Raw genomic sequence first — 11865 nt, forward strand, 5'->3', positions numbered from 1 at the left:
CGCTCGGCCCCCCTTTGCGTCAACGATCCTTCGCGAGATTGAGATCTACCGGCGGTTGAGCGGCAAGATAGCGGCTGATTTCCACGAGCAAATCTTCCGGAGCGGAGGATTTGCGCAATAGCATGAACGGCTCGGGAAAATCGCGAAGCGCTTGATCAGACAGCAGCTCCCCGGTGATAAATGCAACAGGAATGGTGCCCGCCCAGGCGAAGTGGCGCCTGATCCGCCCGGCCACATCCTTGCCAGTCGCACTGTCACGCAGCCGGATATCGGTGACGATCAGATCCGGGATGCGGCTGTCATCGGCAAGGATGGCTTCGAATCCCGTCATTGACTCCGCGGCATACACGAGCGCTCCCGCGCGCGAAAAAAGCCGCCGCAGCCCTTCGAGGACGATCGGTTCATCGTCGCATAGCAGAATGAACATGCCGCTGAGATCGGGCGCGCATACGTCGATATCTCGTTCGTTCGCTTCAGCTGCCGGATTCAATGCCGATACCCTCGCGTAGAGCGAAAAATGCGACCCGCGCCCTTCGACCGACGCGAAACTCATGTCATGGCCGTGCAAAAGCCGGACCACGCGCTGCACGATCGACAGCCCTAGTCCCAGCCCTTTCGAACGGTCGCGTCCCGGATTGTTGATCTGATAATACTCGGCGAAAATCGCCTCCCGATGCGCGGGTGCAATGCCGATCCCGGTGTCCCATACGTCGACGCGCAGCCGGTCCCCAAGTTGCACCCAGCCCAGCACTACGCCGCCCGACGAGGTATTCTTGATTGCATTTGATACGAGATTGGAGACGGCCCGCTTGAAGAGCGAACGGTCGGTCTCGATGAACGGCGGTCGAGCTCGCCTTCCCGCGATTCTGAAATCGATACCGCGCAACCGTGCCATCTCCCGGTGTTGCTCGAAAACTTCGGTTAACACATCATGCGCATTGACCGGCGTGAGGCGGGGAGCATACGATCCCAACTCGCTATAGTCCTGTATGTCCTTAAACATGGCGAGAATATCGGACGCAGTCTCCTCGATGACATTGAGGTCTCGATCCACCGCGCGTTCGTCGCTCATGTTGGTCCGGGCACTACGTATGAAAAGGTTGATGGCAGCGAGCGGCTGCTGGATATCGTGATACGCCGATGAAAAGAATCGCTCCTTCTCCCGTATCAGCTCTTGCATGCGCCGGTTCTGATCGTTGACCACGCGCGACGCCGCTTCAATGCGCGCCTTAGCCGCGCGCAAGCTACGCCGAAATATGAACTCGCGTCTCGCGCTTTGTTCGAGCGGGATACTGACGACCAAACCGATGACATAGGTCATGGCTACCATCCCGCCGCGGTCAATAACCATCCCCGGGTGCACGCCGAAGCTCGCGCCGAAAGGCACAAAATAGAGCATCAGCAGAAAACTGACCATGCATATCCCGATCAGCCACGCCGTCGTGATCGTTCTGAGCCGGAAGGCGCCGAATATCATGAACAGCGACAACGTCAGGATCGAGTAAACTTCGCGCCAAAGCACAACGCCAACGTAAATCTGCATCAATCTGAGGACGGCAAACCAGCCGCTGAGTGTCCAGATGCTGAGCAGCCCGACGGCCCAGCGCTCGTCGAATGCGCGTGGGGTCCAAAGCAGCACGGGGATCAGCATGCCGATCGATCCGAGGAATCTAACGAGAATGATTTCGTTGCGGTGCAGATGGGTGGGATCGAGCACATCCATCCGCCCGAGGTCATGGATGGAAAACACGATCCACAATCCGGTGAAGATTGTGATGGCCAACTTTCGCTGTCCGGAGAAGCGCCGCGCGTAGTCTTTTCGGAACGCACGTTCCAGAGCCGCCGATCTGAACCTGTGCACCACTAAGCTCGACGCTCTCATGACGATGCCCGATCAGGAATGTTGTCGTCCGCAAATACGGCAGCGTTTCATCCGCAACAGAATAGCAGCACGTCAATCGAGGAGGTATACACAAATGTAGCGGTATAAACGCGTTCTCCCCGCTTCCGCTATCCACAACCTTCGCGGCCGGCAGGCATATGCTTGGCGCTGTGCCCGAATAGTCAACAGGACGCCACAGCGCAGCGCCCGACGGCACAGACAGCGGCAACGGCCCTTCTGTCCGCGACGAAACCAAACATAATCGCTAAAACGCGTGCGCAGAGCATGCGTGACCTTCTCGATTCAGGACAGCCCGCAGGCTGCGCAAAAAGGGCGACCGTTACAGAGCAACAATGAGCATGTGGTTCGCCCGGCGACCGCAGTCGGCCACAGGGCTGGAACCTGAGGCATCACAACTGGGAAGATGCCTAGGCGTTGGCGCAGACGACAGCGCGATATAAGTGATCGCAGGACAAAGGTCCGTTAAGTGAGTGGAGCCGACGTTCGGATGTCCGTCTGAGGCAAGAGCGAATGTCGCTTGCTGATTGACACCTGGCCTGCCGGGCGATTGCATTATTGGTCTTCCTGTCTGTTGCGAACCCCAACCCTGTGGTCGTCCCATTTGACACCTCCTTTAAGAGATGTTGCAACGACCAGTTGAATCCGCCAAGGCAAGACCACTCGGAGTGGTGGCTGCCCTTCTAGTAGCACTCGCGCTGTTTCTAACGACGTGGCACCTTGCGATCGTTCCGGCATTCAGGGTGAACGTGACGTCGCCGATCCCACCGATACGTCAAGCAGTTGTGACTATCGATAAACTCTCGTGGCTTAGGCCTGGACCCAAAGGCGGCTTCTTAATGAAGCAGTCATTCGTATTTCGCGTCGAAGGGCAAGACGTAGAATATCGCGTGAGTTTTCATGCAAATCCAGGCGAATCAATAAAGGTTTTTTACGTGGTTGACCAGCAACGAAGGATTCTCGTAAAAGGTATAGCCCAAGTGGATTAGCCGTTTTTTAAAACGATTTTCCATCGGCTGTCAACTATCTAAGTCACGGTATTGAAGGACCGCTTGTGGCGGACCCGGTTCGACGTTGAACTGCCGGATCAGTCGTCATTGATCGGTCCGCGTCGAGCAGAAGTCACCCGTTGCAGACTTTCGCGTCGGTAGCGGTTAGCGACTGCCTTGAAGCTGAAGCGGTCGTTCGTTCCTGCCGCGATGTCAGTAGGCCGGTCGGAAACTGCGGTCCGGATTTCGCATATTGAAGTGTCGATATGGCTTGAGGCCGTTGCGACAGGCTGTCTTAAGCCGGACGTATCCTGCCGTTCCCAGCGGTGCTTTCGAGGCATAAAGACTGCCGAACACGACCGGAAAGGTAAGGCATGTTAAAGACTCTCTACCGATTTACGTGTACAGGCTGGCGCTTTGCCCACTTCTCGCCCGGCCCCAGATCTCGTCATCCGTGAGGGTCGTCTCGACAAACTCGATCGGCATGCCCGCATTGTCGATCACCGCGACGCGATATCCGTCGATCGGTTCGTACGGGCCGAGCAGCACGATGTGACCTTCGATCGCCGCGCTCAGGTCATTGACCTTGTATGCCACATGTGGCTGTTCTCGAAGTAGCGGATGTAGCGGCGAGCCGGGTTCATACCGATGCCACTGTACCGGTACGGGGCCACTCAGGTCATCCGTCGTGTACATCTTTACTTTCGCGGCATATCGTTCCCCGGGCCGCCTCTCCGTAGTGGGGATGCCGATATGGTGCAACGTATAGGTCACACCCTCACGGCGCATTGTTGTGGTCATCGCCAATTCCCTCGCAAGTAAGTCGCGCCCTTCGCTGTGCATGGTGTTCAAAAGAGCAAGCCCGGTTCAGGCCAATGACGCAGAAATCCACGCTCCATGCAGCCCGGCCGGCACGCGCCGTGGCAGTTCGATCACGGCGCGCGGTTCGCGATCGAGCTGCCGCGCGTCGAGAATCACGAAACGTCCGGCGCTGCTACCCAGTTCATGTACGAACGTCACGATGAACCCGTCCTCTTCGCGCCGGCCGTGCGGGTCAGCAACAAACACCGGTTCAGAAACCGTCAAGCCCGGCGCGAACTGGTGCACAGTCTTGCTGCCGGTGACGAGATCGTAGCGTGCGATTGCCTCGAACGCGCCGATCTGCGGCTTCTCGCCGGGCCGCGGCATGCGCAACCCTACGTATCCGTACCGCGCGCGTCGTCCAAGATACGCGTCGTTGACCCGTCCGAACTCGCACGGCTGATCGTCGATCGCCTCGTCGTGCACTACGCCCCTGTCGATGTCGATTACCAGCCGGTGAAGCTCCAGCCGTTTCGAATGGCTCGTCAAAGAGAGAGAGTCATACCACGGCAGGACAGCTTCGATCCGGTCGCCGTCCGCGAATGCATTGATCGTATGCCAGTGGAAGAACGGCGGTGCATCGATCCAGCGGACCTGCTCCGCGTGCTGCGCGTCGCGCGGAATCAGCGCAACTTTGGCGCCGCGCTCCGGCTCCCACAATCCAGGAGGGCCCTGCCGCGACCAATCGAAGACGAACGGACAGACGAACACGACCAGATACCCGCGGGTCAGCGCGACGTCATGCACGATAGCCGCCCACGGCGCCTGGAAAGGAACGACGCGGTCGATCTGTCCGGACCGGTTCGCCCGCATGTAAGTCAACATGCCGCTGCTCAGGTCGTATGAGACCGACAGCAGCTCGACGGTGACCGGATCGGTCTTCGGATGCGCGGACATCACGCCAGGCAATTTGCCCTGGTAATCGAACCGCCCCAATGTGCCGATGCCACCATCAAGCTCATACGGCTTGCCACCCTCGTACAGCGCCAGATACCGGCCGCCATGATGAACGATATTCGTATTCGCGAGATTCGCTTGCGGTGGCGGACTGAACGTCGAGTTGTAGAGCCGGTGTCCGGCCTGTTGTTCCGCACGCAACTCATCAGTCGCGACCCAGCGGTTTCGATATCGTGCACGTCCGTCCTGAAGGAATATCGCGTGGATCATGCCAGTGCCGTCGAACGGATACGCATAGCGCGCATCGGGTTCAAAGCACGGATTCGGCCCGTTGCGCATGAAAACGCCATTCAGGCCAGCGGGAATCTCGCCCTGAACCCGCAGGTCGGCGTCGTCGCGCTCATCGAATACCGGCTCAAATGCGCCGCTTAGCGCCGGATTGTTGCTGCGCCAGGGTGTACCGACGGGCGGTTCGCCTCCCGCATCGGAGGTTGCTGCGAACGCTGGCGATGTCCCAGGACTTCCGGCGGCCATCATGCGACCCCGACCGAGAGGAATGCACGCCGGCTCAGCCTATCTTTTGTCATGTCGCATTTTCCCGTTACTTAACGGCCCGGGACGACGTTACGTTCCCGCTCTGGATACCAGCCGTGAACTTAACCGCGCCCGCCAGCGCCAACACCGTCGCGACGATCGAGACTGAACGGGGCAACGCGGGCAGATACGTCAGCGCGATATCAGCGATCACCATGACGGCGAACGCCGCGGCCCATGCAGCCGTAATCACGTAGTTGGTCCGCACGAACCCCGGGTTCTCCCATAGATCAGATGACACCTCTTCGCGGGCGTATTGCAACGTGAAGGGACGGCGCATCACGATCGACGCGAGGACGATCAGCAGCAGACCGGTGTCCACACGCAGGCGGACCGCTGCAATCGACCATTCCGTCGCGCCTGGCAACAGCGCGATAACCGTCAATCCACCGAATAGAATAAAGGTGCCGATTTCGAGCACCTTTACCTTCCGCTTGGGGCTCACCATGTCTCGCAACAGCAATAGCGCGGATACGATTGCGCCGGCTGCAAGGCCCGCCGGCACGCCAATTGTGCGCTCAATAACCACGAAAGCCAGGAACGGCGCAAAGGCCAGCAGAATTCCCATGTCAACCTCCTTTGAATCACGATCAGTGATGATGTCAGTTAATGTTTCCGATGGAAAGATTTTGACTGGACACGAAAAATCCGTCAACATATTTTTACACTGGAAACATTTAAAAGCTGAATGACTGAATCAACCGCTTCCCGCGCCGCCCCGGCTGGCGCCCGTCCTCGCCGTGCCGACAAGGCACGTCCCTATCATCACGGTTCGCTCCCCGAAGCCCTATTGCAGGCGGCCGAGATCGTACTGAAACGTGACGGTCTGCGTGGGCTGACCCTTCGCGCGATTGCCCGGGAGGCCGGCGTGTCCCACACGGCCCCTCAACACCATTTCGGCGATACCGCAGGAGTGCTGAGCGAACTGGCGGCTGCCGGACACAGACGGCTTGCCAACGAGATGGAGGAACAGGCACGGAGCGCGGCGCCAGGCAAGCCGAGGCGCAAGGCGACCGCGCACGGCTACATCGACTTTGCGATCGGACATCCGGACCTCTTCAGACTAATGTCGCGCAACGAACTGCTGGATTCCGAGCGGCCATCGCTCGTCGAAGCGCGGCAGATCTCTGCGCGTGCGCTCGCAGGTGTATTCGACGCGGTGACGAAACCTCAACAGGAAGCAGGAGCATTCGCCGGAATCGGCACCGCGCAGGCGATCGCCATTACCGCTGCGTGGGCCTACGTACACGGACTCGCGACCTTGCTGGTCGACCACCGGCTTGATAGCGTGGCGCGCGCGGCACCGGACTTCGGCGATGCGCGCGCGCTGGTGGAAGCGGCCATCGACAGCATGAAGATGGTCCCGGATGCCTGAAACCGGAGGGCACCCAGTAGTCCGGAAGCCTCAGAATGTCTGCAGGTAACGTCCGTTACCTGAGCGAAGCGGTCGCACGAATGGCCAGTAGCGCCAATGGACGAACGACCCATCATGGCCGATTTCCGTCGGATAAGTTCGCGTGAGCCGGAACAGCATAGAAGTCGGCTGATGCTTAAGAGGGGAAATTTCGTGTGCTACAGATTTGCTATAGCAATGATAGCAATCCATATTTGCAGGCCTTGCGCCTGTCATTCCATTCCCCTGAACTATGACCACCTAGGAAGGCCCCGCAAAGTGACATTGAACGGCCCGGTTCCACCCTTACCAAGCTGTCGCTCTCGCGTGTCGAACGGCCGATATCTTCCGCGAAGTCAACTGTTTCTCCGTCTGTCGTCCGGCATCCATTCCCGTCAATTGGCTTCACTGGCGCCAGCGCAAAGCGATGCGTCTCTGATGGTGGGAACCGAGATCGGGGCTAACCGCGCGTCTTCTCACTCTGAACCGTAGCCGATAGTCGGAAGATCGCGTTCACCGGCAATGCTGGCAAAATAGAACTAAATAAGGCGACGTTCGGTAAATCATACGGGATTTGAATCATGAGCATTCAACAGCGGAACAATGTTCACTCGAGCGGTGAGGGCTCCCCGACAATCGTTTTTGCCCATGGGTTCGGCTGCGATCAGACCATGTGGCGGTATCTGCACCCGGACTTTGCCAACCGGCACAAGATCGTTCTTTTTGACTTGGTCGGAAGCGGCCAGTCGGACCTTGCTGCCTATGACTACGCCAAGTATGGATCGCTGCACGGATATGCTGCGGACCTGCTCGAAATCATGGATGAGTTTGCGAGTGGGCCAATTATTTATGTGGGCCATTCTGTCAGTGCGATGATTGGCATGCTCGCAGCCATAGAGGCCCCAGAGCGTTTCGTCGCGAACGTCATGGTCGGACCTTCACCCTCGTTCATCAACGATGGCGAGTATGTTGGCGGATTCACCCGCAGCGATATCGATGGTCTGCTTGAAACCCTGGAAAGCAATTACCTCGGGTGGTCAAGCACCATGGCGCCTGTCATCATGGGTTCACCGGATCAACCCGAGCTTGGCGTGGAGCTAACCAACAGCTTTTGCCGTACGGATCCCGAGATTGCCAAGCACTTCGCCAGAGTCACCTTTCTCGCGGACCATCGCGCCGACCTGGCGCGGGTCACCACGCCTACGCTGATCTTGCAATCGAGCGACGACTTGTTGGCGCCGCTCGGCGTCGGTGAGTACATGTTGGCGCAAATACCTGGCAGCACACTTAGCGTTGTGGACAACGTCGGACATTGCCCGCACCTGAGCGCGCCCTGCGCCAGCGTCGACGCGACCAAAGCATTCCTGCGCCAACTTGGTCTCACCGACCATGGATAGCGAGCAGAGGCCGCTTTCTCCGATAGACGAGGCTTTCGAGGGAGCGCCGTGCGGTCTGCTTGCAACCACGGTCGACGGCATGATCGTGCGCGTCAATTCGACGTTTTGCGGGTGGGTTGGATATCAGGCGCAAGAGCTACTGGAAAAGCGCCGGATCCAGGATCTGCTGACGATCGGTGGCAAGGTTTTCCACCAGACCCATTGGGCGCCACTGCTGCAGATGCAACGATCGGTGGCGGAAGTGAAGGTGGATATGATTCATCGGGACGGGCGCAAGGTGCCGATGTTGATCAATGCCGCCCGCCGTCGGCACGGTGATGTTGAGTACAATGAATTCGCAGTGCTCGTAGTCATTGACCGGCACCAATACGAGCGTGAACTGCTTCGCGCCCGCGAAAGAGCGGAGGTCGCGCTCGAGGAAAAACGAGCAGCCGAAGAGGCATTGCGCGAGGCCGATCGACGAAAGGACGCTTTCATGGCCACCCTCGCGCACGAGCTCAGAAACCCTCTGGCTCCTATGCGAAACGTGGTCGATCTGTTGCACCTCAAGAATTTCGCAGACCCGCAAATGCTGTGGGCACGTGACGTACTCGATCGTCAAATGACTCAGATGACGCATTTGGTCGACGGGCTGCTGGAGGTGTCCCGGATTTCGGAGGGGAAAATTACCCTGCGCCGGGAAGTCCTCGATCTGGCTACCGCCTTGAAATACGCAGCCGAAGCGTGTCAGCCAATTGTCACCGCGGCGTCCCATACATTGACGGTAGAGCTGCCCCACCAGCCAATTTTCATCAACGCGGATCCAACACGCTTTTCCCAGATCGTTCAGAACCTGCTGAACAATGCCGCCAAATACACCCCGAACGGTGGGGCTATCTGGCTAACAGTCCGCCGCGAGGACGAACAGGCCGTCATCTCGGTCCGCGACAATGGCATCGGCATCGCAACCGAACACTTGCCTTCGTTGTTCGAAATCTTTACGCAGCTTGACGCGGGTCTCGAGCGCTCGCAGGGAGGACTCGGAATCGGCCTATCCCTGGTTCGCACCTTGACAGAGTTGCACGGTGGGTCGGTGTCGGCTCACAGCGCGGGCGCTGGCTTGGGCAGCGAGATTATCGTTCGATTTCCGCTTTCGAACGAGCCAAGCGCAACAGCGATATCTCATGTATCCGATCTGCCGGCTCGCAACGCGGCACGGCGTCGGGTGTTGATTGTCGACGACAACGAAGATGCGGCCGAGAGTTTGGCCATGTTGCTGCAAGCGGAGGGATACGACGCGCTTACAGCCTCGGATGGAAGGACAGGGATACGCATAGCGGATGAGTTTTCCGCGGAGGCAATAATCCTGGACATCGGGCTTCCCGATATGACTGGATATGAGGTCGCGCAGGCTGTCCGGCAAAGTCAACCGGGAAAGTCCGCTTTGGTGATTGCGTTGACGGGCTGGGGCCAGAAGCAAGACAAGCAAGATGCAGAGCTGGCAGGATGCGACTTTCATTTCACAAAGCCGGTCGATTTGGAACGGCTTCTGGCGATTCTTGCTGATGGCAGCGTAGACCCAGGAGCTTGACGTTTTCAAAGCCTGTCGTTGCTCATTCGTTTTTCTGCAAGAGAGTTTAAAGGCGGCTAGCCGAATGGACCGCTGGCCCTTTTTGGCAATAGCCGTCAAATGCGTGATCGACGAGATGGCGACGTACCTCGTACGCATCGAGCGCAGTGAACGCAATGATTGCAATGTCCCTGATGTCGGGATTGGTCCGTAGCGTAAGTGATGCTTAGCCGCCCTCACATTCGGGCTCAGAATAGTCCCGCGCCCTACTTGTTCACCGCGTCTTTGAATGCTTTTCCGGCGGTGAACTTGACGGTCTTTGACGCAGCGATCTGAAGCGGCTCGCCGGTCCTCGGATTGCGCCCGGCGCGAGCGGCCCGCGCGCCCATGCTAAGCGTTACGCAACAATAGGGAGTCGAAAATGGACAATTCACTTGTGACGGAAGAACTCTTTCATCTACCCGCCCGACGCTTGTGGCAGGCGCTCACGGATGAGAATGCGCTAAGGGCCTGGTACTTCCCGCAGTTGCGCCATGTCAATCCAGACGTAGGCTTCGGGTTCGAATTTGCCGACGATGGTTCGGCCTACCAGAAGGAATGGCGGGTCACGCAGGTCGTCGAAGGAGCCAAGTTCGCGCACAGTTGGGGCTACAAAGGTTTCCCTGGCCTATCGGAAGTCATCTTCGAGCTGTTCTCGGAGGGTGCCAGCACTCGCCTGCGCGTCACCCACACCGGCCTCGACAGCTTCCCTGACGACCCCCACTTCGCAAGGAGACGGTTCGAGGACGGGTGGAAGCAGATCCTCGGTGTCAAGCTGAGGGAATACTTCTCAGTACCGGATTGAACCCGCGGCTGTCAAATGACACAAAGTCGTTCGGACCCAAAGACCAGTTTATAAGGCACAGCGAGCAGTGCTGGACGACTTTACGTCAATTTTGATTGACGCACAGTTGTCCATTTTGCTGAAATTGACTTAAAGTTGACAAGTCTTGCTGGACGGGATCGGCGCGAGAAGCGAACCAGAAATTTAGCTATGTCGCGGCCGCAAACGCACGGTCTCCTGCATCTCCTACGTCCAGTGGTATTGACTTCTCCCTATCGGGTGCCGCTCACCTTCATGCTGGTCGCGACTCTCGCTGCCGCGACCTATCGCGAGCGGCCTAACCCTCGAGATGGATCGATACACTTCAATCGATTATTGTTCGCATTGCATAATATCTTCTTTGAAAGGTATCCGTCAGCGGAACCCGTAGGGGCGTTTCCCGAAGGCTAGATGTCGACGATCTTTCGCAGTAGAGAGTACGAAACGCGCCAGTGACCATCAGTGTCATTGACGGCAATCGAGGCGGTCTTCGCATTTAGTCGAACGATGATGCCGACGCGCTCGCTCAGGTGCTTGTCGGTGAAGCCAACCGTGTCACCGATGAAGAATTCTTCACGCTGCGTTCTCGGCGGCGGTGTTGGTTCGACGTGAGGCTGAGCACTCGAAGTTTCTGGGATAATCGCTGCATAGAGCACGCCCCAACGGCGTCGAGTTGCGCTTTCTTGAACCACCGCCTGTGTTTGGCGAAGTTCAACTATGGTGCCTTGCGCCGGCGGTCCAAGCGGGTTGTCGCCGACGTAGTTCACGGCCATCCCCAGGTGCAGGCGTTGACGTATTTCGAGAATACGTCGAGGGTCATCAAGCATTTTGCCGATAGCTAGATAGAGGCGATATAGCTCGGCGCTGGGCGCCTGCCGAAGCGAGTCGAGAATGTCCATGGTGTAGAGGTGTTTTAACGGGCGAGCGGCAACAGTTCGTGCACGCGATTGACGGGATACGATGGCAGTTTCTCAAGCGTTCGTTCGAGCCACGCATAGGGTTCGATACCGTTAAGGCGAGCCGTCCCGATGAGGGAATACATGGTTGCCGCCGCCCGGGCGCCTCGTGGAGAACCTGCGAACATCCAATTCGATCTTCCGACGACCAGTTCCCGTTCATTCTGCCCATATCGGGCAAGAAGTTGAAGTCCATTATCGTTGGCATCCGCTGTTTCGTCGTCGCGTCAAGGTTCGAGATGTTGAGCAGCGCGGCGGAGGTCGGGTCGTCCATATCGACGCGGGCGACAGTGAGGTTAGGGTCATTGCCGAATGGATGTTGGATGCTGCCGCATGCTCCGCTCTGGTTCTCGGCGATCCGCGCGTCAGCGTAGCGGCCTTGTGCAATCTGCACCAACTTCTTATCAATCGACATTTGCGCGGAAACTCAACGGACGATTCCACCATCGTCCGGGAGAAGCGCAATG

General features: G+C 58.1%; 12 protein-coding genes and 1 pseudogene. 6 read left to right on the top strand and 7 right to left on the bottom strand.

The window, feature by feature from the left end:
• Positions 1–19: 19 nt before the first annotated feature.
• From BSU04_RS01355 to BSU04_RS01370, 4 genes are all read right to left on the bottom strand, one after another.
• The gene (locus BSU04_RS01355; RefSeq protein ID WP_179258166.1) at positions 20–1783 is read right to left on the bottom strand and encodes an ATP-binding response regulator; all 1764 of its coding nucleotides are present in this window, start codon (positions 1781–1783) and stop codon (positions 20–22) included.
• Between the two features lie 1502 nt (positions 1784–3285).
• Positions 3286–3690, bottom strand: coding sequence for a hypothetical protein (locus BSU04_RS01360; RefSeq protein ID WP_256981992.1), 405 nt, complete (start codon positions 3688–3690; stop codon positions 3286–3288).
• Between the two features lie 66 nt (positions 3691–3756).
• Complete coding sequence (locus BSU04_RS01365) at positions 3757–5184, bottom strand: carotenoid oxygenase family protein (RefSeq protein WP_089158909.1); 1428 nt, start codon at positions 5182–5184, stop codon at positions 3757–3759.
• Positions 5185–5248: 64 nt separating this feature from the next.
• Entirely contained in the window at positions 5249–5809 is a 561-nt protein-coding gene (locus BSU04_RS01370) for a hypothetical protein (protein WP_089158910.1), read from the bottom strand.
• A gap of 120 nt (positions 5810–5929) precedes the next feature.
• Here BSU04_RS01370 and BSU04_RS01375 point away from each other — a divergent pair, with 120 nt between their 5' ends.
• From BSU04_RS01375 to BSU04_RS47290, 4 genes are all read left to right on the top strand, one after another.
• Entirely contained in the window at positions 5930–6616 is a 687-nt protein-coding gene (locus BSU04_RS01375) for a TetR/AcrR family transcriptional regulator (protein WP_089158911.1), read from the top strand.
• 599 nt (positions 6617–7215) lie between these two features.
• The gene (locus BSU04_RS01380; RefSeq protein ID WP_089158912.1) at positions 7216–8031 is read left to right on the top strand and encodes an alpha/beta fold hydrolase; all 816 of its coding nucleotides are present in this window, start codon (positions 7216–7218) and stop codon (positions 8029–8031) included.
• Positions 8024–9601, top strand: a complete 1578-nt coding sequence (locus BSU04_RS01385) for a hybrid sensor histidine kinase/response regulator (RefSeq protein WP_089158913.1) — start codon at positions 8024–8026, stop codon at positions 9599–9601. The genes BSU04_RS01380 and BSU04_RS01385 overlap by 8 nt, the downstream gene beginning before the upstream one ends.
• A gap of 64 nt (positions 9602–9665) precedes the next feature.
• Positions 9666–9794, top strand: a complete 129-nt coding sequence (locus tag BSU04_RS47290; RefSeq protein ID WP_256981993.1) for a hypothetical protein — start codon at positions 9666–9668, stop codon at positions 9792–9794.
• A gap of 52 nt (positions 9795–9846) precedes the next feature.
• On the opposite strand, the pseudogene BSU04_RS01390 reads toward BSU04_RS47290, so the two are convergent.
• Positions 9847–9978 (bottom strand): annotated as a pseudogene (locus BSU04_RS01390) (HU family DNA-binding protein); the annotation flags it as partial.
• A gap of 23 nt (positions 9979–10001) precedes the next feature.
• Here BSU04_RS01390 and BSU04_RS01395 point away from each other — a divergent pair.
• Positions 10002–10424 carry an SRPBCC family protein gene (locus BSU04_RS01395; protein ID WP_089158915.1) on the top strand — a complete coding sequence of 141 codons (423 nt, stop codon included), beginning with the start codon at positions 10002–10004 and terminating at the stop codon, positions 10422–10424.
• 425 nt (positions 10425–10849) lie between these two features.
• Here the strand turns inward: BSU04_RS01395 and BSU04_RS01400 are convergent, their stop codons facing one another.
• Positions 10850–11341: a hypothetical protein gene (locus BSU04_RS01400; RefSeq protein ID WP_089158916.1), complete on the bottom strand. Its 492-nt coding sequence runs from the start codon at positions 11339–11341 to the stop codon at positions 10850–10852.
• Between the two features lie 14 nt (positions 11342–11355).
• The gene (locus BSU04_RS01405) at positions 11356–11484 is read right to left on the bottom strand and encodes a transposase domain-containing protein (RefSeq protein ID WP_179258167.1); all 129 of its coding nucleotides are present in this window, start codon (positions 11482–11484) and stop codon (positions 11356–11358) included.
• Positions 11485–11507: 23 nt separating this feature from the next.
• Here BSU04_RS01405 and BSU04_RS47005 point away from each other — a divergent pair.
• The coding region (locus tag BSU04_RS47005) for a hypothetical protein (RefSeq protein ID WP_218827217.1) at positions 11508–11865 on the top strand (358 nt) is incomplete at its 3' end.

This window comes from Caballeronia sordidicola (assembly GCF_002220365.1).
GTDB lineage: Bacteria > Pseudomonadota > Gammaproteobacteria > Burkholderiales > Burkholderiaceae > Caballeronia > Caballeronia sordidicola_C.

Coding starts and splice junctions, on each gene's coding strand:
- BSU04_RS01360 (WP_256981992.1), bottom strand. CDS start 3,690: ATGACCACAACAATGCGCCGTGAGGGTGTGACCTATACGTTGCACCAT.
- BSU04_RS01365 (WP_089158909.1), bottom strand. CDS start 5,184: ATGATGGCCGCCGGAAGTCCTGGGACATCGCCAGCGTTCGCAGCAACC.
- BSU04_RS01370 (WP_089158910.1), bottom strand. CDS start 5,809: ATGGGAATTCTGCTGGCCTTTGCGCCGTTCCTGGCTTTCGTGGTTATT.
- BSU04_RS01375 (WP_089158911.1), top strand. CDS start 5,930: ATGACTGAATCAACCGCTTCCCGCGCCGCCCCGGCTGGCGCCCGTCCT.
- BSU04_RS01380 (WP_089158912.1), top strand. CDS start 7,216: ATGAGCATTCAACAGCGGAACAATGTTCACTCGAGCGGTGAGGGCTCC.
- BSU04_RS01385 (WP_089158913.1), top strand. CDS start 8,024: ATGGATAGCGAGCAGAGGCCGCTTTCTCCGATAGACGAGGCTTTCGAG.
- BSU04_RS47290 (WP_256981993.1), top strand. CDS start 9,666: ATGGACCGCTGGCCCTTTTTGGCAATAGCCGTCAAATGCGTGATCGAC.
- BSU04_RS01395 (WP_089158915.1), top strand. CDS start 10,002: ATGGACAATTCACTTGTGACGGAAGAACTCTTTCATCTACCCGCCCGA.
- BSU04_RS01400 (WP_089158916.1), bottom strand. CDS start 11,341: ATGGACATTCTCGACTCGCTTCGGCAGGCGCCCAGCGCCGAGCTATAT.
- BSU04_RS01405 (WP_179258167.1), bottom strand. CDS start 11,484: ATGTATTCCCTCATCGGGACGGCTCGCCTTAACGGTATCGAACCCTAT.